Origin of the sequence: Actinomadura sp. WMMA1423 (assembly GCF_006547145.1) — a bacterium.
Lineage (GTDB): Bacteria > Actinomycetota > Actinomycetes > Streptosporangiales > Streptosporangiaceae > Spirillospora.
Genome location: NZ_CP041244.1, coordinates 6,559,529 through 6,583,498 on the forward strand (window position 1 = coordinate 6,559,529; position 23,970 = coordinate 6,583,498).

The 23,970-nt window shown below is 70.9% G+C and carries 17 protein-coding genes and 1 other RNA gene; 12 read left to right on the forward strand and 6 right to left on the reverse strand.

Going from position 1 to position 23,970, the window contains the following annotated elements:
• Positions 1-91: 91 nt before the first annotated feature.
• From FKD65_RS30370 to FKD65_RS30380, 3 genes are all read left to right on the forward strand, one after another.
• On the forward strand, positions 92-802 hold the full coding sequence (locus tag FKD65_RS30370) for an HAD family hydrolase (protein ID WP_141581230.1): 711 nt from the start codon (positions 92-94) through the stop codon (positions 800-802).
• A gap of 117 nt (positions 803-919) precedes the next feature.
• On the forward strand, positions 920-1,234 hold the full coding sequence (locus FKD65_RS30375) for a hypothetical protein (protein WP_141581233.1): 315 nt from the start codon (positions 920-922) through the stop codon (positions 1,232-1,234).
• A gap of 304 nt (positions 1,235-1,538) precedes the next feature.
• Positions 1,539-3,494: an acetoacetate--CoA ligase gene (locus FKD65_RS30380; protein WP_141581235.1), complete on the forward strand. Its 1,956-nt coding sequence runs from the start codon at positions 1,539-1,541 to the stop codon at positions 3,492-3,494.
• 11 nt (positions 3,495-3,505) lie between these two features.
• Here FKD65_RS30380 and FKD65_RS30385 read toward each other — a convergent pair whose 3' ends face one another.
• On the reverse strand, positions 3,506-4,099 hold the full coding sequence (locus FKD65_RS30385) for a hypothetical protein (protein WP_141581237.1): 594 nt from the start codon (positions 4,097-4,099) through the stop codon (positions 3,506-3,508).
• Positions 4,100-4,382: 283 nt separating this feature from the next.
• Between FKD65_RS30385 and FKD65_RS30390 the strand changes: the two genes are divergently transcribed.
• The gene (locus tag FKD65_RS30390) at positions 4,383-5,984 is read left to right on the forward strand and encodes a serine/threonine-protein kinase (RefSeq protein WP_141581239.1); all 1,602 of its coding nucleotides are present in this window, start codon (positions 4,383-4,385) and stop codon (positions 5,982-5,984) included.
• Between the two features lie 180 nt (positions 5,985-6,164).
• Positions 6,165-11,000: an NAD-glutamate dehydrogenase gene (locus tag FKD65_RS30395; protein ID WP_141581242.1), complete on the forward strand. Its 4,836-nt coding sequence runs from the start codon at positions 6,165-6,167 to the stop codon at positions 10,998-11,000.
• Between the two features lie 359 nt (positions 11,001-11,359).
• Here FKD65_RS30395 and FKD65_RS30400 read toward each other — a convergent pair whose 3' ends face one another.
• A complete protein-coding gene (locus FKD65_RS30400; RefSeq protein WP_141581245.1) occupies positions 11,360-12,343 on the reverse strand; it encodes a hypothetical protein in 984 nt (327 codons plus the stop codon).
• 126 nt (positions 12,344-12,469) lie between these two features.
• Positions 12,470-13,579 carry a peptide chain release factor 2 gene (gene prfB, locus FKD65_RS30405; protein ID WP_141581247.1) on the reverse strand — a complete coding sequence of 370 codons (1,110 nt, stop codon included), beginning with the start codon at positions 13,577-13,579 and terminating at the stop codon, positions 12,470-12,472.
• A gap of 213 nt (positions 13,580-13,792) precedes the next feature.
• On the opposite strand from prfB, the gene FKD65_RS30410 reads away from it, so the two are divergent.
• A complete protein-coding gene (locus tag FKD65_RS30410) occupies positions 13,793-14,848 on the forward strand; it encodes a hypothetical protein (RefSeq protein ID WP_141581249.1) in 1,056 nt (351 codons plus the stop codon).
• Positions 14,849-14,887: 39 nt separating this feature from the next.
• On the opposite strand, the gene FKD65_RS30415 is transcribed toward FKD65_RS30410, so the two are convergent.
• Positions 14,888-15,073 (reverse strand): hypothetical protein, encoded by a 186-nt coding sequence (locus tag FKD65_RS30415; protein WP_141581251.1) that lies wholly within the window; start codon positions 15,071-15,073, stop codon positions 14,888-14,890.
• A gap of 410 nt (positions 15,074-15,483) precedes the next feature.
• On the opposite strand from FKD65_RS30415, the gene ftsE reads away from it, so the two are divergent.
• The 6 genes from ftsE (at position 15,484) to ssrA (ending at position 21,754) form a co-directional block, all read left to right on the forward strand.
• On the forward strand, positions 15,484-16,173 hold the full coding sequence (ftsE, locus tag FKD65_RS30420; protein WP_131944148.1) for a cell division ATP-binding protein FtsE: 690 nt from the start codon (positions 15,484-15,486) through the stop codon (positions 16,171-16,173).
• Between the two features lie 156 nt (positions 16,174-16,329).
• Complete coding sequence (gene ftsX, locus FKD65_RS30425) at positions 16,330-17,235, forward strand: permease-like cell division protein FtsX (RefSeq protein ID WP_141581253.1); 906 nt, start codon at positions 16,330-16,332, stop codon at positions 17,233-17,235.
• Positions 17,236-17,328: 93 nt separating this feature from the next.
• Positions 17,329-18,507: a S41 family peptidase gene (locus FKD65_RS30430; protein ID WP_240809676.1), complete on the forward strand. Its 1,179-nt coding sequence runs from the start codon at positions 17,329-17,331 to the stop codon at positions 18,505-18,507.
• 101 nt (positions 18,508-18,608) lie between these two features.
• Positions 18,609-19,100 carry an SsrA-binding protein SmpB gene (gene smpB / locus FKD65_RS30435; RefSeq protein ID WP_141581255.1) on the forward strand — a complete coding sequence of 164 codons (492 nt, stop codon included), beginning with the start codon at positions 18,609-18,611 and terminating at the stop codon, positions 19,098-19,100.
• 9 nt (positions 19,101-19,109) lie between these two features.
• Positions 19,110-21,047 carry a penicillin-binding transpeptidase domain-containing protein gene (locus FKD65_RS30440; RefSeq protein WP_141581257.1) on the forward strand — a complete coding sequence of 646 codons (1,938 nt, stop codon included), beginning with the start codon at positions 19,110-19,112 and terminating at the stop codon, positions 21,045-21,047.
• 334 nt (positions 21,048-21,381) lie between these two features.
• Positions 21,382-21,754: a transfer-messenger RNA gene (gene ssrA, locus FKD65_RS30445) on the forward strand.
• A 70-nt stretch (positions 21,755-21,824) separates the two neighbouring features.
• On the opposite strand, the gene xerC is transcribed toward ssrA, so the two are convergent.
• On the reverse strand, positions 21,825-23,036 hold the full coding sequence (xerC, locus tag FKD65_RS30450; RefSeq protein WP_141581259.1) for a tyrosine recombinase XerC: 1,212 nt from the start codon (positions 23,034-23,036) through the stop codon (positions 21,825-21,827).
• Positions 23,037-23,038: 2 nt separating this feature from the next.
• A complete protein-coding gene (locus FKD65_RS30455) occupies positions 23,039-23,920 on the reverse strand; it encodes a helix-turn-helix domain-containing protein (RefSeq protein WP_168221244.1) in 882 nt (293 codons plus the stop codon).
• Positions 23,921-23,970 lie beyond the last annotated feature (50 nt).

Genomic DNA, 23,970 nt, shown 5'->3' on the forward strand with positions numbered 1-23,970 from the left:
GTCGAAGGGGTGGGAGGCTTGACGATAGGCTCGCCTCGCCGCCCGCTGGACGGCGCCTGTGCACACCCCCTGGAGCCGTCATGGGAACGGGATGTCGACGCTGAACCGTCTCGTGCTGTGGAACATCGACCACACCCTGGTCGACGTCGGACGGATCACCCGGGACGCCTATGCCGAGGCGTTCCAGCGGATCATCGGGCGGCCGCTGCTGCGCCTGGCGCCCACCCCCGGCCGCACCGAATCCGAGATCATTTTCGAGACCCTGGCGTTCAACGACGTCATCACCACCGACGACCACCTGCCCGCCTTCTTCGACGCGCTGGCCGAGGCGTTCGCGAGCCGCCGCGCCGACCTGCGCGCGCACGGCCGGGTCCTCGCCGGCGCCGGGGAGGCCGTCGAGGCGCTCGCGCACGTGCCCGGCGTCGTGCAGTCGGTGCTGACCGGATCGCTCCAGCCCAACGCCGTGCTCAAGGTGACCGAGCTGGGCCTCGCCGGGCGCCTCGACCTGGAGGCCGGCGGCTACGAGAACGGGGTCTACAGCAAGGCCGCGCTGCTGGAGCTCGCCCGCACCCGCGCGGGGGAACGGCACGGCGCCCGCTACCCCGAGTCGGCGACCGTCTACATCGCCGACTCGCCCCGCGACGTCCAGGCCGCGCGCATCGCCCGCTCGCCGGTCATCGCCGTCGCCACCGGCAGCGCCACCGAGGCCGAGCTCCGCTCCGCCGGGGCGGACAGGGTCCTGGCGACGCTCGCCGACACGAACGCGGTGGTCGGCGCGGTAGCCGATCTGACCCGTATGTGAGGCTCGCCCCGCTGATAATGGCCGCGGACGGGACAAGGTTGTCACCCCGGAAGGGCAGCGCCACCGCCACGCCGTGGATAACTTCGAGTAATCACTTGATGACGAGGAGTGATTCACTTGACGTGTCGTGCGCTCGCCCTGTCCACCGTCGCCGCGGCGGTCCTCGGCGCCACCGCGCTCATCATGACCACGCCCCCCGGCGACCCCGTCCAGGCCGGCTCCGAACGCGCCGGGGAGATCTCGGTGTGCGAGCGGGTGGACTCGCGGATCCCCCAGGTCCAGGGACATGACTGCAGCCCCGGCCAGTGGGGCGCGGTCTCGGACTTCACCATCGTCGACCGCCGCAACAACGACACCTACCACTGCCCCACCGGCGCGGCCGAGGGCTCCCTGTGGGTCAGCGGCCAGGGCTGCCGGTTCCTGCGGGGCTGATCCCCCTCCCCGCGACGCCGCGTCGCCGCGCGCGGCCGCCCTACATACCGCCGAGCATGCCGGTGTGCCCCCTTCGACCTGCCCTTCTCCCGGGTGTGTGGGGAGGGGGGATGCGCGGGGCATGTTCTGTGTGGGGCCCCGGGGTTGCCCCGGGAGGTGTTCTGCCCTGCGATAGGACGGGTTGACCTGCGACAGGACGGGTTCCGGGGCTTGGCGGCGGGCGCGGCGGGCAAGTTGCGCGGTGTGCCGGGCGAGCCCGATATTGGGATGGCCGTGCGGCGTGGCGCGGCGGGGAGGGAGACAGATGGCCCGCGAGGTATCCGAGGGTTCGGCGCTTTGGGAGCCGTCGGAGGAGGTGGTCGCGAACGCGCGGGTCACGCGGTTCGTCCACTGGCTGGGGGACCGGGGCGTCCTCGCCGAGTCCTACGACGAGCTCTGGCGCTGGTCCGTCACGGAGGTCGACGCGTTCTGGGACGCGATCTGGTCGTACTTCCAGGTCGTCGGCGAGCGCGGCGACGGGCCCGTCCGGACGGGCGGCCCCATGCCGGTCGACGGCCTGAAGTGGTTCCCCGGCGCGACCCTCAACTACGCGGCGAACGCGCTGCGCCGGGCGCAGGAGTCGCCCGACGATACGGCCGTGGTCTTCCGCTCGGAGGCGGGCGGGCACCGGGTGCTGACGCACCGGGAGCTGGCGCTGCACGTCGCCGAGGTCCGCGCGGGCCTGGCCGAGCTGGGCGTGGGCAAGGGCGACCGGGTCGCCGCCTACATCCCGAACATCCCCGAGGCGCTGATCTGCTTCCTGGCCACGGCGTCGCTCGGGGCGGTGTGGTCGTCGTGCTCTCCCGACTTCGGGTCCTCGTCGGTGATCGACCGGTTCGCGCAGATCGAGCCCAAGGTCCTGATCGCCGTGGACGGCTACGCCTACAACGGCAAGCGGTTCGACCGGCGCGAGATCGTCGGCGAGATCGAGGCCGCGCTGCCGAGCCTGGCCGCCACCGTCCTCGTCCCCTACCTGGACCCGGCCGCGACCCCCGAGGGGCTGCGCGTCGGCATGCACTACGGCGAGCTTCCCCGGCAGGGCCACGACACCCTGGAGTTCGAGGCCGTCCCGTTCGACCATCCGCTGTGGGTCGTGTACTCCTCCGGGACGACCGGCCTGCCGAAGCCGATCGTCCACGGCCACGGCGGCGTGGTGCTGGAGCACCTCAAGGCCCTGTCCTTCCACCAGGACCTCGGCCCAGGGGACGTGTTCTTCTGGTACACCACCACCGGCTGGATGATGTGGAACTACCTCATCGGCGGCCTGCTGGTGGGCTCCACCGTCGTCATGTACGACGGCGCCCCCCTCGACCTCTGGACGCTCGCCGCGGAGACCGGCGTCACCTACATGGGCGTCGGGGCGCCCTACATCACGGCCTCGCAGAAGGAGGGGCGCCGCCCCGGCGAGGAGCACGACCTGTCCGGCCTGCGCGGCATCGGCTCCACCGGCTCGCCGCTCCCGCCCGAGGGCTTCGCCTGGGTGTACGAGGCGGTCGGACGCGACCTGCTGCTCGGCTCCTTCTCCGGCGGGACCGACCTGTGCACCGGCTTCGTCGGCCCGTCGCCCCTGCTGCCGCTGCGCGCCGGCGTCATCCAGTGCCGGGGCCTCGGCGCCAAGGTGGAGGCCTTCACCGAGGACGGCAAGCCCGTGACCGACGAGGTGGGCGAGCTGGTCATCACCGAGCCCATGCCGTCCATGCCCGTGTACTTCTGGCACGACGAGGACGGCGAGCGCTACCGCGGCTCCTACTTCGACATGTACCCGGGCGTGTGGCGGCACGGCGACTGGATCAAGATCCTTCCGGACGGCGGCTGCGTCATCTACGGGCGCTCCGACTCCACGCTCAACCGCGGCGGCGTCCGCATGGGCACGTCCGACTTCTACCGCGTCGTCGAGGCGTTCGACGAGATCACCGACAGCCTCGTCATCGACACCGGGCGCCTCGGGCAGGAGGGCCGGCTGCTCCTCTACGTCCAGCTCGCGGAGGGCGCGTCGCTCACCGACGAGCTGGTGGCGGAGCTGCGCGGGCGGATCCGGTCCGCGCTGTCGCCCCGGCACGTCCCGGACGAGATCACCGCCGTCCCCGGCATCCCGCGCACGCTGTCCGGCAAGAAGCTGGAGGTCCCGGTCCGCAAGATCCTCCAGGGGACCCCGGTCGACAAGGCCGCCAACCGCGACTCCATGGCCAATCCCGAGGTCCTCCCCCACTTCACCCCGTAGCCTTTCGCCCCTCACCCCTTGGAGGCGGCGTAGGCGAGGATGTCGCGCCGGCGGTAGAGGCGGCGGACGCGCCCTCCTCCGAGGGGCTCCACCCGGGCGGGCTCCGGCCAGCCCGCGGGCGGGCGCCTGGCGTAGACGGTGACGCTCGTCTGCGCCAGGCCGAGGATGCGGGCCGCGTCGGCCAGGGTGACCAGGTCGTCCGGCCCCTCCTCGGCGGGGCGCTCCGCGAGGGCGCGGTACCAGGCCGTCCAGGCGGCCTCGTCCCAGTACAGGGCCTTGCCGGCGCGGTACGCCGCGTCGGGGTGGCCGTTGGACGCGCGGTCCGCCCAGAGCTGCTTGAGGCGGTGCCGGCTCACGCCGTGGCGTTCCGCGAGCTCGTCGCGGGTGGCGAGGCCGGGCGGGACGTCCCGGGAGCGGCGCGCCTCGTACCAGCGGTCCCACTCGTCCGCGTCCCAGGCGAGCTGCGAGCCGACCGTCCCCACCGGCTCGGGGTGGCCGTTGGAGGCGCGCTCGCGGTACCACTTCTCCAGGGTGCTGCGGCCGAGCCCGTGCTCGTCCATGAGTTCGGCCCGCGTGCGGACGCGGCGGCCTTCGAGTGTCGCCATGCGGTCAGTCTCCCGCGTGCGGCGCCGTTCCGCCGCGCGCCACCGCCGCCGGAGGGGCCCGGTTCCGTAGTGACATCGGGCGCGCCCCCGGCGCCGGGGATGCGGCGCCATTAGGGTGGTACCCGACCCGAAAGCTGGCCGCCGGAGGCGATGTTCCGGTTCGCTCCGAATGATCGCGAGATCGGGTGAACTTGCCTCGTGTCTCGCGCGTCACACAGTCGGAGGGGTGATCCGGGTCGGGGCTCGCTCGGTCCGTCGATCAAGGAGAGGGACGGTTCCACGCATGGAGGTTGGGGCGCTGCGGTCCGGAGACCCGGACCGGCTGGGGACGTACGCCCTGATCGGCCGGGTGGGTGAGGGCGGCCAGGGCACGGTGTTCCTCGGCGTGGCCGAGGACGGCCGGCAGGTCGCCATCAAGCTGCTGCACGCCGAGCTGACGACCGACGACAAGGCGCTCGCCAGATTCCTGCGCGAGCTGGAGGTCGCCAAGCAGGTCGCGCCGTTCTGCACGGCGCAGGTGATCGACGCCGACGCGACCGGCGACCGGCCCTACATCGTCAGCGAGTACGTGCCGGGCCCGTCGCTGAACGAGCAGGTCCTGGCGGACGGCCCGCTGTCGGGCGCCGCGCTCGACCGGCTCGCCGTCGGCACCGCGACGGCGCTCGCCGCGATCCACCAGGCGAACATCGTCCACCGCGACTTCAAGCCGCACAACGTGCTGATCGGCCCGGACGGCCCGCGCGTCATCGACTTCGGCGTCGCCCGCGCGCTCAGCGGCGGCACCACCCTCACCAGCCGGGTGATCGGCACGCCGTCCTACATGGCGCCCGAGCAGATCAGCGGCGACGAGGTGGGGACGCCCGCCGACGTGTTCTGCTGGGCGGCCACGCTGGCCTTCGCCGCCACCGGGGCGCCGCCGTTCGGGCAGGACACCATCCCCGCCGTGATCAACCGGATCCTGCACGAGGAGCCCGAGCTCGGCGGCCTGGACGGGCCGCTGCGCGATCTCGTGCTCGACTGCCTGGAGAAGGACCCGTCCACGCGTCCGGGCGCCCGGCAGGTGCTGATGCGGCTGCTCGGCCACGAGGAGGCGGCGCGTCCCGTCGCCCGGCCGTCCGGCGACACCGACGAGACCGCGATGCTCGCCGCCGGGTCCGTCCTCGCGGCGGAGGGCGCCGACGAGGCCGAGGTGTTCGAGCCCGACCCCGTGTTCGGTGACGACCCGGTCTTCGCCGACTCCCCGGAATACGGCGAGTCCTCCGCCCCCGACATGCCCTCCGTCTACGACGACGCCGCGTTCGAGGACGCCGGGTTCGACGGGCCGGCGGCCGAGCCGCCGCTCGTGCCCGCCGAATGGGGCATCGACGAGACCCAGCCCGGCGACGCCCCCGACGGACCGACCGGCGGGCTGCGGCGCTCGCTCAGCGGCTCGGGACGCTCGGCCATGCTCGCCGGGGCGGCCGCCCTGTTCGTCGCGATCATCGTCATCTCCTCCGTCCTGCTGCTCGGCTCGAACAACGACGGCAAGGCGGGCCGGAAGGTCAGCGACCCGAGCGCCCCGCCCGCGTCGACCGACGTCGTGCCGTCCACCGACGCGCCGACGAGCCGGGAGCCCGTGGAGGAGGCGCCGCCGACCTCCTACGACCCGACGCCCACCGGCGGCACCACCCCGACCGGCAGCCCGACGCCGTCCGGCAGCCCGACCCCGTCCGACTCGCCGACCAAGCCGGCGCCGAGCGAGACGCCGACCGACCCGGGCGACCCGTCCAGCGGCCCCAGCGACCCGCCGAGCGACCCGCCCCCCGACCCCGGGGACGGCGGCGGCACCGACCCCGGAACGGGCGGCGACGGCGGCACCGGGACCACCGGGCAGGCCGCGGGCTGACCCCCGAGCGGGCACCGGAATCCATGATCACCCCGAGTCGTGCCGGGCACCCTGGCAGGGTGGGACAGGCCACGTAGGCCGAGCACGGGGCCAGGTCGGCTTTGCGGCGATTCCTGGCTACGCTCGTGCAGTGAGCGGCGCCACAACGAGGTGGCGATGGGTCTCAAGGGGAGATTGTCGATGAGCGGCATGCTCGATCAAGCGAAGGACGACCTGCTCCGGCGGGCCGCCGAGACGTGCGTGAGGCGTCCGGAGGCGCGCGGCATGGACGTGGAGGAGGCCTTCGCCTACCTCCGCCTCTACTACCGCCAGGTCGAGCGCGAGGACCTGCTGGAGCGCGACCCGGCCGACATCTGCGGGCCCGCGATGGCGCACCGCGCGCTCGGCGAGGAGCGGCCGCAGGGGCGCGCGAAGGTGCGCGTCTTCACGCCGACGCTCCAGGAGGACGGCTGGGACCCGGGCCGCACCGTCGTCCAGGTCGTCACCGACGACATGCCTTTCCTGGTCGACTCGGTCACGATGGAGTTGACCCGCCACCACCTGGCGACCTACCTGATCCTCCACCCGCTGCTGGGCGTGGACCGCGACGTCGCGGGTCATCTCAAGGCGTTCCGCGGCAAGCTCGACAGCGACGCCGACGTCGACGAGTCGTGGATGCACGTCGAGGTCGACCGCACCACCGACCAGGCCTTCCTGGAGGCGCTGGAGAAGGACCTGATCCGCGTCCTGCAGGACGTCCGGGTCGCCGTCGAGGACGAGCCCAAGATGCGCGCCCGCGCCCACGAGATCGCGACCGCGATGCAGGAGGTCCCGCCGCCGCTGCCGGCCAAGGAGCTCGCCGACGGCGTCGAGCTGCTCGACTGGCTGGCCGACGGGCACTTCACGTTCCTCGGCTACCGCGACTACACGCTCACCGGCGACGGGACGGCGCTGCGGCCCGAGCCCGGCACCGGGCTCGGGATCCTGCGCAACGACAAGCGCGAGTCCGACAGCTTCGCCGCGCTGCCGCCGGAGGTCCGCGAGAAGGCGACGGAGAAGCGCCTGCTCGTCCTCACCAAGGCCAACTCCCGCTCCACCGTCCACCGCCCCCTGTACCTGGACTACATCGGGGTGAAGAAGTTCGACGCCTCCGGCGAGGTGATCGGGGAGCGCCGGTTCCTCGGCCTGTTCACCCACGTCGCCTACAGCGAGTCGATCGCGCACGTCCCCGTCCTGCGGTCCAAGCTCGACGAGGTGCTGGAGCTCGCCGGGTTCACCCCCGACAGCTACGACGGCCAGGACCTCATCGAGATCCTGGAGAGCTACCCGCGCGACGAGCTGTTCCAGATCTCGGTGGACGACCTGCTGAAGATCTCCCTCGGCGTGCTGCGGCTGCGCGAGCGGCGCCAGCTGAAGCTGTTCCTGCGCAAGGACCTGTACGGCCGCTTCATGTCCTGCATGGTCTACCTGCCGCGCGACCGCTACACCACCAAGATCCGGCTGCGCATCCAGGACCTGCTCAAGGAGGCCTTCGAGGGCGTCAGCGTCGACTACAGCGCGAACGTGACCGAGTCGATCCTCGCCCGGCTGCACGTCGTGGTGCGCGGCGAGCGCGGCCGCCCGCTGCCGGACGTGGACGTCGCGGAGCTGGAGGAGCGGCTCGCCCGGGCCACCCGCTCCTGGGAGGACGACCTCGCCGACGCGATCGTCGAGCAGTGCGGGGAGGACCGCTCCGGGGCGCTCGGCCGCGCGTTCGGCGAGGCGTTCCCCGAGGGCTACAAGGCCGACTTCCCCGCCGCAACCGCCGTCGCCGACCTGCGCCGCCTCGCCGCGCTCGACGAGGGCACCGACACCTCGATCGACCTGTACGGGCCGGACGGGGCCGGGCCCGGCGAGCGGCGGCTGAAGATCTACCGGCTGGGCGAGCCGATCTCGCTGTCGCGGGTGCTGCCGCTGCTGCAGAACATGGGCGTCGAGGTGATCGACGAGCGGCCGTACGAGATCAACACCTCCGACGGCCGCCGGTTCTGGATCTACGACCTCGGGCTGCGGTACGTGCCGCCGGCGGACGTCTCCGAAAAGGGCGTCAAGGACCTGTTCCAGGACGCGTTCACCGTGCTGTGGCGCGGCGGCATCGAGAACGACGGCTTCAACGCGCTCGTCCTGCACGTCGGGCTGACCTGGTGGCAGGCGATGGTGCTGCGCGCCTACGCCCTGTACCTGCGGCAGGCGGGCACCACGTTCTCCAAGCGCTACATCGAGCAGGTGCTGCTGCGCAACGCCGCGATCACCCGGCTGATCATCCGGCTGTGGGAGAGCCGCCTCGACCCGTCGCTGCGGGGCGGCGAGGAGGAGCGCAGCGCCGGCATCACCGAGGAGATCCGCGGCAAGCTGGACGACGTCGCGAGCCTCGACGAGGACCGCATCCTGCGCGCCTACCTGGCGCTCGTCCAGGCGACCCTGCGCACGAACCACTACCAGAACAAGCCCTACCTGGCGATGAAGTTCGACCCGGAGGGCATCCCGGACCTGCCGCAGCCCCGCCCGACCTACGAGATCTTCGTCTACTCGCCGAAGGTCGAGGGCGTGCACCTGCGCTTCGGGTCGGTCGCCCGCGGCGGGCTGCGCTGGTCGGACCGGCGCGAGGACTTCCGCACCGAGATCCTCGGCCTGGCCAAGGCGCAGGCGGTGAAGAACACCGTCATCGTCCCGGCGGGCGCCAAGGGCGGATTCGTCGGCAAGCAGCTCCCCGACCCCTCCGTCGACCGGGAGGCGTGGCAGAAGGCCGGCATCGCCTGCTACAAGGACTTCATCTCCGGCCTGCTCGACCTGACCGACAACCTCGTGGACGGCAAGGTCGTGCCGCCGCCGAACGTCGTCCGCCACGACGGAGACGACACCTACATGGTCGTCGCCGCCGACAAGGGCACCGCGACGTTCTCCGACATCGCCAACGGCGTCGCCGCCGAGTACGGGTACTGGCTCGGCGACGCGTTCGCCTCCGGCGGCTCCGTCGGCTATGACCACAAGGGCATGGGCATCACCGCCCGCGGCGCCTGGGAGTCGGTGAAGTACCACTTCCGGGCCCTCGGCAAGGACATCCAGAACGAGGACTTCACCGTCGTCGGCATCGGCGACATGTCCGGGGACGTGTTCGGCAACGGGATGCTGCTGTCGGAGCACATCCGCCTGGTCGCCGCGTTCGACCACCGGCACATCTTCCTCGACCCCGACCCGGACGCCGCCGCCTCGTTCGCCGAGCGCCGCCGGCTGTTCGAGCTGCCGCGCAGCAGCTGGGGCGACTACGACACCTCGCTGATCTCCAGGGGCGGCGGCGTGTACCCCCGCAGCGTCAAGTCGATCCAGGTCACCCCCCAGGTGCGGGCGGCGCTGGGGCTCGGCGACGGCGTGAAGACCCTGCCGCCCTTCGAGCTCATCCGGGCCATCCTGCGGGCGCCCGTCGACCTGTTGTGGAACGGCGGGATCGGCACCTACGTCAAGTCGTCCCTGGAGAGCAACGCCGACGTCGGCGACAAGGCCAACGACCCCGTCCGCGTGGACGGCGCCGAGCTGCACTGCAAGGTCGTCGGCGAGGGCGGCAACCTCGGCGTCACCCAGCTCGGCCGCATCGAGTTCGCCCGCGGCGGCGGCCTGATCAACACCGACTTCATCGACAACTCCGCGGGCGTCGACACCTCCGACCACGAGGTCAACATCAAGATCCTGCTCGACCAGGCGGTGCGGGACGGCGAGCTGGCCGGCAAGCAGCGCGACGGCCTGCTGTACGAGATGACCGACGAGGTCGGGCGGCTCGTCCTGCGCGACAACTACGCGCAGAACGTCGTGCTCGCCGCGTCCCGCGCGCAGGCGTCGGCGATGCTGCACGTCCACGCCCGGTACATGCGCAAGCTGGAACGCGACGGCCGCCTCAAACGGCGCCTGGAGGCCCTGCCGGACGACAAGGCCCTCGCCGAGCGGCGCCACTCCGGGCACGGCCTGACCAGCCCCGAGTTCTCGGTCCTGCTCGCCTACGCCAAGCTCGCGCTGGACGCCGACCTCGTCGCCTCCGACCTCTGCGACGACCCCTACCTGGAGTCGTGGCTGGTCGACTACTTCCCGACGCCGCTGCGCGAGCGGTTCCGCCCCCACATGGACCGGCACCCGCTGCGCCGCGAGATCATCACCACCGCCGTGGTGAACGACGTGGTCAACGCGAGCGGCTCCACGTTCGTGTTCCGGATGAACGAGGAGACCGGCGCCTCCTCCTCCGACATCGCCCGCGCCTATCTCGTCGCCCGCGACGTCTTCCAGATGCCGCGGTTCTGGCGGTCGGTGGAGAGCCTGTCGCACCAGGTCGAGGAGTCCACGCAGATCGCGATGCTGCTGGAGGCGCGCAAGCTGACCGAGCGCGGCGCCCGCTGGCTGCTGCACAACCGGCGGCCCCCGTTCGACATCCAGGAGACCATCGACTTCTTCTCCGGCGGCGCGGCCACGCTGAGCTCGCACCTGTCGAAGCTGCTGGTCGGGCTCGACCTAGCGGCGTTCGAGCAGCGCCGCGACGGCTTCGCCGAGCTGGGCGTCCCGGACGAGCTGGCCGAGCAGTGCGCCACGTTCGTCCCCGCCTACTCCACCTTCGACGTGGTCGGCATCGCGCACGAGACGGGACGTCCGGTGCAGGAGGTCGCCGAGGCCTACTTCGACCTCGCGGACCGGCTCCAGCTGTCCCGCCTGCGCGAGCGCATCATCGCCCTCCCGCGCGACGACAAGTGGCGCTCGATGGCCCGCTCGGCCCTCCGCGACGACCTGTACGCCGCCCACTCCGCCCTCACCCGCGACGTCCTCATCACCAGCAAGCCGGGCGGCAACCCCGAGGAGCGAATGATCCACTGGGCGGAGCGCAACAAGCCCGCCGTCCAGCGCGCCCAGCAGACCCTGAGCGAGATCTGGGAAAGCGACAGCTTCGACCTGGCAACCCTCTCCGTGGCCCTGGGCGCCATCCGCACCCTCGTCACGTCCAGCGCCCTGCCCGCAGAGTGAACTAGAAAACGAGACCGTCGCGTGGCCCGCCCCCCGGACCACGCGGCGGAGTCAACGACCGGGTGACCGTAACGGACTCACCCAAGCGGACCGCCGGACGCACTGCCCCCAGCCACCGCCGCAACCCCGCAACGACCCCAATGGTTGCGATCGCGTCCGAAGGCAGTTTCGAGCGAAGCAAGAAACTGATCGCGAAGCGAGCCGCCAAGGCGAGCCGGAGCGATGCCAGCGATCGCCCGCTTTTTCCGACGATGGAGGGCCGCAAGGCCCGAAGGAGGAGAAAAAAGCAATACCGACGAGTGCCGGCCGGTTCCGCTGCAGCGGTCAGGAGGAGCGGGCCGGCCGGCACTCGACGGGGTTCAGGAGCCCTGGGCGGTGATGGCCTTGCGGTACATGCCGCTGACCGCGGCGCGGCCCTTGGGCGGAACGGTGGCCAGGTACTGCACGAGGACGGTGGTGTCGAGGCGCGTCCGGGGGCTGGCGGACGGGGCGAGCCCCACGAGGTCGCCGCTCACGGTCAGCCTGCCCCGCCGGGCCGCCGAGTACGCCTCGTTCTGCTTCAGGACGTACCAGATGACGGCGCCGCGGTCCTTGGTGCGCAGCCCGTAGACGTTGTACTGCGAGGGGGAGAAGCGGGACGAGAGCGTGACCCCGCGCGCGGCGAGGCTCTTCTCGCCCTCCTTGAGCGCCTTGTAGGTCTCGGTGGTCTTGGCCCCCTCGGCCAGGAGGGACGCCCCGGAGGCGCCGGGCCCGTCCGTGAGCAGCGCGGCATGAGCCTGGGGGACCCTCGCGGGCGGGACGGCGAGGTCCTTGGCGTTCGGGGCGACCGGGGTGGCGTAGCCCTGGGGGTCGAGCGCGATGCCGCCGAGGGCGAGTTCGGACGGGTAGGGGTCGGCGGCCAGCAGCCACGGCGCGCCCTTCCCGGCCTGCGTGAACAGCAGCGCGTGCCGCAGCGCCCGCTTGCCCTGCCCGGTCACGGAGTCGGCCGCGAACCAGTGCGGGTAGCCGGTCAGCCGCGGGATGTAGAACGTCGTGTGGGTGAAGGCCACCTTCGGCGGACGCTGCCGGACGGCGCGCCGCAGCTTGAGCGCCGCGACGTCCATGGAGAGCTGCGGGTCTGCCTCGACCGTGCGCAGCGCCCTGCCGTTGAACCTGTACCCCGCCCTGTTCATCCCGTCGGCGAAGGACGTGATGACCTGCTGGGCCTGCTCCTTGGTGAGGGCGGGCGCCCCCTGGGGCTTCCCCGGATCCGCGGACGAGGAGGTGCTGCCGGAGCAGCCGGTGCTCACGGCGGCGGCCAGCAGGCCGGGCAGGAGTAGCGAGACAAGAGTGCGTGCGGCCATGAGGCCCCCCCGAATGGCGACATTGATCCGAACCACCCGGCATCCTCGCAGAGTGACCGTGCAGTCACTCTATGAACACGAAAGTCGGCCGAAAAAGGTGGGGGACCTCAGGGGGCGGCCCGTGGATCAGGCGGTCTCCTGCTGGCGCAGCCAGCGGATCTCGGCCTCGATGAACTCGTCGATGTCGCCGTCGAGGACCGCGGAGGGGTTGCCGGCCTCGATGCCGGTGCGCAGGTCCTTCACGATCTGGTACGGGTGCAGCACGTAGTTGCGGATCTGGGTGCCCCAGCTCGTGGTGGCGTCGCCGCGGATCTTGGAGAGCTCCTCCGCCTCCTCCATGCGCTTGCGCTCCAGCAGCTTGGCCTGGAGGACGTTCATGGCGGTGGCCTTGTTCTGCAGCTGGCTGCGCTCGTTCTGGCAGGACACGACGATGCCGGTGGGGAGGTGGGTGATCCGCACGGCCGAGTCGGTGGTGTTGACGCCCTGGCCGCCGGGCCCCGACGACCGGTACACGTCGATCCGCAGTTCGCTCTCGTCGATCTCGATGTGGTCGCTCTGCTCCACCACGGGCACGACGTCCAGGCCCGCGAACGACGTCTGCCGCCGGCCCTGGTTGTCGAAGGGGGAGATCCGGACGAGCCGGTGGGTGCCGTGCTCGCCGCGCAGCGTCCCGTAGGCGTAGGGGGCCTTCACCGTGAAGGTGGTCGACTTGATCCCGGCCTCTTCGGCGTAGGACGTCTCGTAGACCTCCGTCGGGTAGCCGTGCCGCTCGGCCCAGCGCAGGTACATCCGCTGGAGCTGCTCGGCCCAGTCGGCCGCGTCCACCCCGCCGGCCTGCGCGTTGATGGTGACCAGCGCCTCGCGCGCGTCGTACTGGCCCGACATGAGGGTGCGCACCTCGAGCTGCTGGACGGCCTTGTGCAGGGTGGCCAGCTCCTCGTCGGCCTCCGTGCGGGTGTCGGCGTCGTCCATCTCCCGGGCCATCTCGTACAGCGTGGCGGCGTCCTCCAGCCGCTGCCGCAGGCCCTCGACCCGGTTGAGCTCGCTTTCCAGGTACGACAGCCGGCGCGTCACCGCCTGGGCGCGCTCCTGGTCGCTCCACAGGTCGGGGTCGGCCGACTGCTCGCGCAGCTCGGCGATGTCGCGGCGCATGCCGTCGAGGTCCAGCACCTCCTCGATGCTGGACAGGGTCGAGCCGAGCTCCTTGAGCTGTTCTTCGGGTTCGATGCCAGCCACGGTCCGAGCTTATCGCCGTCCGGCACTGCTCACCGCCGTCCCCGCACCGCGCACCGCCCGCTCCGGTGCCGCGTGACGCCTGTTCAGGCGGCGTGCACCGCCGGATGGCGGACCACCGGAGGTCCCGCCAATATCATGCTGATGGCAGAATCACGGGCCGAAGAGGTCGGCCGAGGGCGGCCGGCCCTGGAATCTCGGTCCGGGGGACGGGTCTTGCACAGCTTCCTGCGGGTGGTCGCGGCCGGGGTGCTGCTCGCCCTGCTCACCGCCGCGGGCTGCGCCGAGGGCAAGACGGAGGCGCGGCCCACCCCCACCATGCCCGCGACCTCCCCGCCCGCGCCGGTGGTGCTGACCCCGCAGGTCGCGGACCGGGCGTTCCGCTCCTACGTCACCGACGAGGACGTGGCCAGGGCGGCGGGCGACGAGCGCCTCGCGCTGACCTGGACGTCCGACGGGCAGGCCCAGCTCACCGCGGCCGAGTTCCGCAAGGCCGCCTACGACGGCGACCCGGTGCGGCGCTTCGTCTACGGCAGGCCCAAGCTGTACGTGCCGAAGCTGAAGGACGCCGCCTACCCGCAGTGGTTCGTGGTGTCGGTCGACCGCTCCGCCATGAACCAGGCCAAGAGCAGGCGCAGGGTGCTGATGGGCTTCATCTTGCGCGGGCCGTCCGACCACTGGAAACTCACGCTCGCGACCGTCATGCAGGACAAGGCCAAGGAGCCGAAGGTCGCGATCGACTCCTCCGGTTACGCGACCGCCCTGAGCGCGGCCGACGCCTCCGTGCTGATCCGCCCCCGCGACGTCGGCGGGATCCAGGCGACGATCGCCGCAGAGGGGCCGCGCAGCGTCGCCTCGAAGGTGATGCGGTCCAATCGAGTCACCACGGGCTTCTACCAGGACGCCAAGCGCGCCAGGAAGAAGGCCAAGAAGAAGGACATCACCTACACGGTCGTCTACACGGCGACGCCGTTCCCCTACTTCGGGCTTCGCGCCGAGCGCGGCGGTGGGCTCGTCCTCTACTCGCTCTTCCGCAACACCTCGCTGGTCGCCAAGGACCCCGAGACGCCGAAGCCGGAGATCCCGCAGGAGGCCGAGCACCTTCTCGACGGGACGGTCGAGGGCAACGAGGTCGACACCACGGCGACGCTGCACTTCGCCGCGTTCGACCCGCCCAAGGCCAAGAAGCGCACCGACCAGGCGAAGGCGAACATGCTCGCCGACGACGGCGCCGTCACCAAGGCGGGCACCCCGCCGCTCAAGAAGCCCTAGGACGCTCCGGCGGCCGTGAGCGCGTTGCCGGACCCGGTGTCAGCCGTAGACGCGCTGGAGGACGAGTGCCGCGAACAGCAGCGCGACGAGGATCGCCAGGACGACCGCGGGCGGCACGGGCGAGCCGTGGTCGTGCAGCTCCGAGCGGGCCTCCCGGCAGGTGGGGCAGCGCCCCTCCACCACCGGGTTCGAGCACCGAGCGCAGATGAGATGTTCGCAGCTCATGTCGTGGGCCCCAATCTCCGACAACGGCACGCGGTCCGTGCGGGAAGCGTCGGCCTGTCTGGTCGTTCGTCCAGCGATTAGGTATCTTTCGCCATCATCCAGCGTAGCCGGACTGTATGGTCGTTCCGGCAAGTCCGGGGGCAAAGCCGGTATGAAACGACCGGACGTCGGGAGACGGTTCACATGGCACTGATCGGACGTCACGCACAGATCGGACGCGGTGCCGGCCCTGGGCGCCCGTACCGTTCCGAGTGGGACGAGGTGGTCGCCTCTCCCCTCTACACTGCTCGAAGGCTTCGCGTCCCACCTGGCCGCGAAACCGGGCGGCGCAGGCAAGGGGCCACGGATGCTTCCGTGGCCGCGGGCCGGCCCGCTCCCCAACCCCTACAGCGAACCGCCGTGATGCAGCCGTGATCCACTTCGACAACGTCACCAAGGTCTACCCGAGCCAGAACCGGCCCGCCCTGCAGCATGTGAACGTCGCCATCGAGAAGGGCGAGTTCCTGTTCCTGGTGGGTCCGTCCGGTTCGGGGAAGTCGACCTTCCTGCGCCTCATCCTGAAGGAGGAGCGTCCTTCCCAGGGTCACGTGCACGTGGCGGGCAAGGACCTGAGCAGGCTGACCAACTGGAAGGTGCCGCACCTGCGCCGCAGGATCGGCTGCGTCTTCCAGGACTTCCGCCTCCTGCCCAACAAGAACGTCTTCGAGAACGTCGCGTTCGCCCTCGAGGTGATCGGCAAGCCGCGGCGGTTCATCGGCAAGGTCGTCCCCGAGGTCATCGACCTCGTCGGCCTGGAGGGCAAGGCCCACCGGATGCCGGACGAGCTGTCCGGCGGCGAGCAGCAGCGCGTCGCCATCGCGCGCGCGTTCGTCAACCGCCCGATGATCCTGCTGGCCGACGAGCCGACCGGGAACATCGACCCCGCCACCTCGATCGGCATCATGAAGGTGCTGGACCGGATCAACCGGACCGGCACCACGGTCGTCATGGCCACCCACGACGCCGCCATCGTCGACGCGTTCCGCAAGCGCGTGGTCGAGCTGGAGGACGGCCGCGTCGTCCGCGACCAGTCCCGCGGCGTGTACGGGCAGGCGTACTGACACAGGCGCGCCGGAACGGGCGCAGCGAAATCTGAACCATCGATTCCCGCCGGGTCGTAGGACATCCCGAGGGGTGCCCGGGAGGCGGCCGCAGGCGCCGCGTCCCGCGGGCGCCCCGGCTCCCGGCCCGGCAACGGCGATCAAGGACAGCGAGGCATGCGCGTACAGTTCGTTCTCCAGGAGATCTGGATCGGTCTCCGCAGGAACATGACGATGACGATCTCCCTCGTCATCACCGTCGCCATCGCCATGGCGCTATTCGGCACCGGGCTGCTCCTCCGGCAGCAGGTCTCCGCGTCCAAGAGCTACTGGTACGACAAGATCGAAGTGTCGATCTTCCTGTGCGCCAAGACGAGCTCCAACCCCGTCTGCCAGAAGCAGGACGTCACCGACCAGCAGCGGCAGACGCTCAAGTCGCAGCTGGAGAAGATGCCGCAGGTCTCGCAGGTCCAGTACGAGAACAAGCAGCAGGCCTACACCCGCTTCAAGGACCGCTTCGCCGGCTCGCCCGGCTTCGTGGAGAGCACCCGCGAGGGCGACATCCCCGACTCGTTCCGGGTGAAGCTGAAGAACCCGGAGGAGTACAAGGCGGTCGCCCAGGCGATGCTCAACCAGCCCGGCGTCGACTCGGTGATCAACGAGCAGGAGATCCTGAAACGGTTCTTCCGGATCCTGAACGGCCTCCAGGTCGCGGCGCTGACGATCGCGCTGATCCAGGTGATCGCCGCGGTGATGCTGGTGGGCAACACCGTCCGGCTGTCGGCGTTCAACCGGCGCCGGGAGACCGGGATCATGCGGCTCGTCGGCGCGTCCAACACCTATATCCAGATGCCCTTCATCCTGGAGGGCGCCATCGCCGGGCTGATCGGCGGGTTGTTCGCCTCCGTCTTGTTGATCTTCAGTAAGAAACTCCTGGTCGACAGACTCGCGGGGGACGTCCAGCTCGTCAGCCAGCTCGGCTGGAGCGTGGTGATCCTCGTCATCATCGTGTCGATCTGCTTCGGCGTCCTGCTGTGCGCCGTCTCCTCGTTCCTGACCCTGCGCAGATACCTGAAGATCTGATGCCGCGGCCGGATCCGGCGCAACCGCCGGATCCGGGCCGCGACGCCGCCCTACACTTGGCCGCATGACCCCCTCCGCGCCCCCGTCGAGCCCGTGTCCCCGCTGAACAGGCGACCGGGCGGCGCGCTGCGCGGCGCCGCCATAGCCGCCGCGGTCGTCTGCGCCTACGGGGCAGGGGTCGTCAGCGGCTCGGGCTCCGAGCGCCACGCGGCCGTGGCCGGAGGCGGCTCCGTACTGGACGAGGCGGCCGCGAAGATCGGCGGCCGCGCCGCGCGGCCCGTCGACCGCGGCGAGCTCGACCGCGCCGCCATCGAGGGCATGCTGCGCGGGCTCGGCGACAGGTGGGCGCACTACTACTCGGCCCGCGAGTACGACGACGTCGAAGGGCGCCTCACCGGCCGCTACAGCGGCGTAGGGCTGTGGCTCGGCAGCGAGGACGGCGGCGCCCGCGTGCTGGTGGCGAGCGTCCAGCCCGGTACCCCCGCCGCCCGGGCAGGCGTCCGGGCCGGCGACGTCGTCACCCGCGTCGGGCGGGCCTCCGTGACCGGCTGGGACATCTCACGCGTGGCCGAGGCGCTGCGCGGACGTCCGGACGAGACCGTCGAACTCACCGTGGAACGCGAGCGTCGAACCAGGTTGTTCCACCTCGTCCGCACAAGGGTCTCCGGAGGGGACGTCACCGTGACCGAACTCCCCGAGCACGCGCGGATGATCCGCGTCGGCGCCTTCACCCGCGGGACTGGCGGGCAGGTCCGCGCGGCCGTGACCGGGCGGTCACCGGCGGACCGCCCCGGCGGCGGCGTCCTGCTCGACCTGCGCGGCAACCCCGGCGGGCTGGTCGACGAGGCGGTCGAGACGGCGTCGGCCTTCCTGCCCGGCGGCCTCGTGGTGACCTACGAGCCGCGCGGCAGGCCCGTCCAGCGACGCACCGTCACGGCCCCCGGCGACGCGCGGACACCGCTCGTGGTGCTCGTCGACGCGGGAACCGCCAGCGCCGCGGAGATCGTCGCGGGCTCCCTGCGCGACCGCGACCGCGCGGTGATCGTAGGATCGCGTACGTACGGGAAGGGCTCGGTGCAGGAACCCCTCCGGCTGGCCGACGGGTCGGTCATCGAGCTGACCGTCGGTCGCTACCGCACGCCGAGCGGCCGTAACCTCGACGGGGTCGGCATCGAACCCGACGTGGAGGTCTCCGCCGACCGCCCCGCGAAGGCGGCCGAGCGGCGCGCCCGGACGGTGCTGCGCGGCCTCGACGCGACGATGCCGGGCTAGGGACGAAATGCCGGACTAGGCGACGATGCTGGTACAGGTGGCGGCGCCGGACCAAGACGAGACGCCGCACCAAGACGAGACGCCGGACAAGGACTGAGGACGTGGCACGGGACACCGGGCGCAAGAAGGACACCGGGCGCAAGCTCATCGCCCAGAACAAACGGGCCCGCTACGACTACCACATCGACGACACGTGGGAAGCGGGCATGGTGCTCATGGGCACCGAGGTCAAGGCCCTGCGCGCCGGCCGCGCCTCCCTCGCCGACGGCTTCGCGCACGTGCGGGACGGGGAGGTGTGGCTGGAGAACGTCCACATCCCCGAGTACACGCAGGGGACCTGGACCAACCACGCGCCCCGCCGGCGCCGCAAGCTGCTGCTGCACCGCCGCGAGATCCAGAAGATCATCGCGAAGTCGGAGGAGCCGGGCTGGACGCTGATCCCGCTCTCGCTGTACTTCAAGGACGGCAAGGCCAAGGTCGAGATCGGCCTCGCCCGTGGTAAGAAGACCTACGACAAGCGCCAGGCCATCGCCAAGCGGGAAGCCGACCGGGAGATGCAGAAGGCGGCGGCGGCCCGGTTCAGGAGACGGTGAAGGGTGTCGATGACGAACCGAGGCCGGAGGCGGGCCCGTGCCGTGGCCCGCGGGCCGCTCCTTTCGCCCCGGCGCCGCCGGGTGGTCGCGCTGGCCGCCTGCGGCGGCCTCGTCGGGACGATGACGACCGGGTGCTGGGCCGAGCCCTCAGCGATGCCCGCCGTGCGCGACTTCCTCATCGCCTGGCAGGTCGGCAACTACGAGGCCGCGGCCGGGCGGACCGTCGGCGCCGACCGCAGGCAGGTCGAGGGCGCCCTCGGCCGTGTCCGCGAGCAGCTCGACGCCGCGTCCCTGCGGCTCTCCCTCGGTACCGAGGTCGAGGGCTCCGGGGTCGACCAGATCGTCAAGAAGGGCGACGAGGCCGACGCCCGTTTCACCGTGAAGATCGACCTGGGTGAGAACGGCCAGCCGTGGGAGTACCCGGGCCTCATGCACCTGCGCCGCGTCGGCGGCAAGTGGAAGGTCGTCTGGGACCCGTCCATCATCAACACCAAGCTGAAGCCGGGGCAGCGCCTCGCCGTGGTGTCGGAGGCCCCGAAGCGCGCCCCCATCACCGACACCGGGGGCCAGAGCGCGCTGCGCGAGATCGACGCCTACCAGTTCGGGGTGTTCCCCGGGCAGCTCGCCGACCCGCAGAAGACCATCGACCAGCTCGCCAAGCAGACCAAGATCGACGGTGGCCGGCGGCTGGACTCCGAGCGCCTCCTCGGCCGCGTCCGGTCCGCGCCGCCGCAGACGTTCCTGCCGCTGCTGACCCTGCAGGCCCCCACCCACAACGCGTTGAGCCAGCGCCTCGCCCACATCCCCGGGCTTCGCTTCCAGGCGGTCCGCGCGCCGATCGGGCCCGCGTACGCGCCCGAGCTGATCGGCAACCTCGGCCCGGCCACCGCCGACCGGCTCCAGCAGGTCGGCGCCCCCTACCAGCCGGGTGACACGATCGGCGTCGACGGCATCCAGCTGCTCCAGCAGCGACGCCTCGCCGGCACCCCCACCGTCAGCGTCGTCGCGCAGGACGAGTCCGGCAAGAACACCGAGCGGCTGCGCTCCTGGTCCGGCCAGGAGCCGCAGGAGGTCCAGACGACCCTCGACCCCGTCTTCCAGCGCAGCGCCGACGCCGCACTGGCCAACGTGCCGTACCCGGCGTCGATGGTGGCCGTGCGGCCGAGCACCGGCGAGGTGCTCGCCGTGTCAAACCACAACACCGGCGGACGGAACCTCGCCTTCGAGGCCCACTACCAGCCTGGCCTCACGTTCGGGATCGTGTCCGCGGGAGCCCTGTTCACCCAGGCCGGCATGAACCAGTCCACCAAGACCACCTGCCCCGGCACGGTGACCATAGGCGGCAAGACCTTCACCAACAGAGCCCGTTCCGACAGCACCTTCGCCAACCACTTCGCGGCGTCCTGCAAGACGACCCTCGCGCAGCTGAGCGGCAAGCTGGACGCGCAGACCCTACTCCGGGAGGCGGGCCAGCTCGGCATCGGCAAGAACTGGGGCCTCGGCGTCCCGGCCTTCACCGGATCCGTCCCGGCCCCCGCGAACGACGGCGACAAGGCCGCGGCCATGATCGGCGAGGGCGGCGTCCAGGCCAGCCCCCTGGCGATGGCCATGGTGGCCGCCGCGGCGTACAGCGGCACCTGGCGGCCGCCCTACGTCATGAAGAACCCCTCCACGACGGCCCAGGCGCCGCCGACCGTGAGTCCGCCGGGTGAGACCATCTCCAACCTCAAGAGGGTCCTGAAGCGCTCCGCGACCCACGGCAGCGCCCACGGGGCGCGCGTGGTGGGCGACCTCGGCGGCGTGGCCGACCTCACCACCTACAACGAGGGCGGCCGTCCCAAGACCGTCACGTGGTTCGTCGGCTCCAGCCGCGACCGGGCCTTCGCGATCGCCGTCGAGGGCCCCGTCAACACCCCGAGCATCGCCGCGAAGTTCCTGGGCGGTTAGGCGCGTCAGGCCTTTTGCCGGTTCTTTACCGGAGGGACGCAACCAACCCGCCTCCCACGTGCGTCTTTACGGGTGACTGAGCCACCGCTTGGGGGGTTGCGGACTCAGTCGCCGTGATGAGACCAGAGCCTCGTCTCGGGGGAGGCTCTGCCGTCCGGACCGGCCCGACCCTGCCGGTCGACCCCGGTGGACGCGACACCGCTCGCGTCCACCGGGGTTCACGTGTGCCCGGCGGGAATCACTTTGCCCCGGCACGCGTTATCCTTGTAACGTCATCGTGCGGACGTCCTGCTCGCTGATCGGCGACGGGACGGTCGCTTTGACAACTGAACATGGGGGTGACCGGCTTCGACTTCGGTCGTTCGAGCCAGGGGAAGCGGGTCGAGGGTTGCTGTCGTGACCTCGTAAATCCTGTGACAGCAAACCAATAACTGCCAACAAGAAGCAGTCCGAGTTCGCCCTCGCCGCCTGAGCGAGGAGCGAACTCTGTCAGCCCGGGCGCGTCTCCGTCCCGGGGTCTGGCATCGTAAGGAGACTCCACCTGCCAGTTCGGTCGCGGGACCGGTAGGGACAACAAACAGCGGCTGAGCCCGTCGGCGACACGCCTGCGTGAGCGCCGGGGCTGAGAAAACGTCAAGCAGGCTGCACCCGGAGAAGCCCTGACCCATCACCGAAGGACGCGGGTTCGATTCCCGCCACCTCCACGGCAAGAGAAGCCGCTGATCAGACGAGTTCTGGTCGGCGGCTTCTTGTATGTGCGCCCACTTTACGCCCACGTTAGGAGCCTCTCCTGCCGAGCGCCTTGGCCGCCTCGGCGGACGCCACGCTACGCCCCATGTAGACGTCCTGGGTCATCGATGGCTTGGCGTGTCCGAGGTGGTCGGCGATCGCGCGAGCGCTCAGGCCGGCGTCGTCCAGCCGGGTCGCGACGGTCTTCCGGAACGTGTGCGAGGTGACCCACCCGAACCGCTCGGCGTCCACGCGCCCGAGCACCTCCTTGATGTCCCGGTTGCCGTTGGACGGGTTACGCACCCCGCCGAACAGCCCCGGGAACAGTAGGCCCACGTCCTCAGCCGGGCGCTGGACGGTCCGGCCATCCTCGGCAAGGACCGTGACCTGCCGGTCGCCGTACGGCCACGTCATCGCCATGCGGCGGCGGCACAGCTCCACCACGTGGACGGGCAGGGCGATCACGCGCCAGCCCGCCTCGGTCTTCGGGCGGAGCTGCAGCACCGTGCCGAGGCCCTTCAGGCGCGCGGCGGTCGCACACACCTCCAGCACGCCGGCCTCCAGGTCGACCACCTTGGCGCGCACGCCGAGCGCCTCGCCGATCCGCATGCCGGTGCCGTCGAGGAACTCCACCAAGTCGACGACGTCCAGCTCCCGCGCGCCCTCGTCCGCGGCGACCTTCGTCAGCATCTCCGTCTCGTCCTCGACCGTCAGCGCCCGCGGCCGCGCCTTGCGGCCGGTCGAGATCTTCGCGACATCGCGGACCGGGTTCGCGTCGAGGGCGCCGTGCCTGACGACCATCCCGAGCAGCAGGGAGAGCACGGACTTGGCCGTGCGCGCCGCGCTCGGGCCGTGGTTCGTGCGCACAGCCTTCACGAACGCGTCGCACCGCGGCACGTCGATCTCGCGCACGAGCAGGCCGCCCAACGCCTTCAGGATGCGGTCGAGCGCACGCTCGTAGATCTCCCGCGTCTGCGGGGTCAGCGTCTCGGACTCGGCGATCTCGGCCTGCCACAGCTTCGCCGCGTCGCGCAGCCGGGTCTCCGCCGTGATCTCGCCGCCGGCAGGCGGGCCGACGCGGTCGCGGATGGCTTCCTTCAGCCGGCGCTCGGCCGCGGCCTGGGTGGTGCCGTACCGGGTGATCTCGCGGACCTCGCCGTCGTGGTCGCGATAGCTCGCGCGGGCCCTGATCCGGCGCGGCCCGAGCTTCTGGAAGCGGACCTTCCCGGCCGTGCCTACGGGAAGAGGGGGACGTCCCACAACTACTCTCCGCGCTCGTCATAAAGATGCGGATTTTCATCGAACTCATAAATCATTTGCTCGACTGCCTCTTCGGTCTCATCGAGGTGTTTGGCGATATCGGCGGGGGCCATACTCTGCTCGTACAAGGCTCGCACGCGACGGACGAGCTGCTGACGTGCGCGCAGTGCATCATCCGCCGGACCTGTTCTATCTTCGAGAGTTACTGATCCATCTTCGTTCTTGCGCGCTAGCGAGACGTACTTCCTGAGCGCGGCATGCCTGGATGCGTACGGACCAGTCTTGAGAGCGTGCCCATGTCTCTCGCCTGCTGTGCCACGAGGCCGTAGCGTCAGATAGTAGTCCTTGCCTTCCCTGGTCAAGGTGAAAGCGCCCTTCTCCACGGGGAAGCAAGGTGATGTGTCCCCACCCTTCGCGCGCTGATCGAGGTGGTGCTCCGCCACTCTACTGAGATAGTTAGTCATCCACTCAAGGGCGTGCCATATTTCGTTGCGCGCGTCCCGGACATCCTCCGGGAGATCCGGTTGCATGAGATCTTGCATGCTGCCGTATTTCTTGATCAGCTCCGCGAATTGTTGACCATATCCCTCTGCGGCCTTTGTTGAGGCCAGCCATTGCCGTGCCGTCTCGGCGGCCTCGAAAAGGAGGTTGTCTGGTGGCGACACCATCTCTTCGATGGTCGTGTTGAACACGCGCGCAATCGCCGCCGCCTCATCCAGGCGGATTGGGCGCTGGCCCTTTTCAAGGCGCGTGATGCCGGACGGGTCGAGTTTGATGGCGTAGCTGGCCAGCTCGTTAGCTAGCTCTCGCTGACTCCAGCCCCGCTTGATGCGTGCGTCGCGCACCCAGGCACCCAGGCGACGCTCCGCACTGACCTCGCTCACACACTCCACCCCACATCTGCCAAGCGCTGCACACGGCGCAACGGTAATGC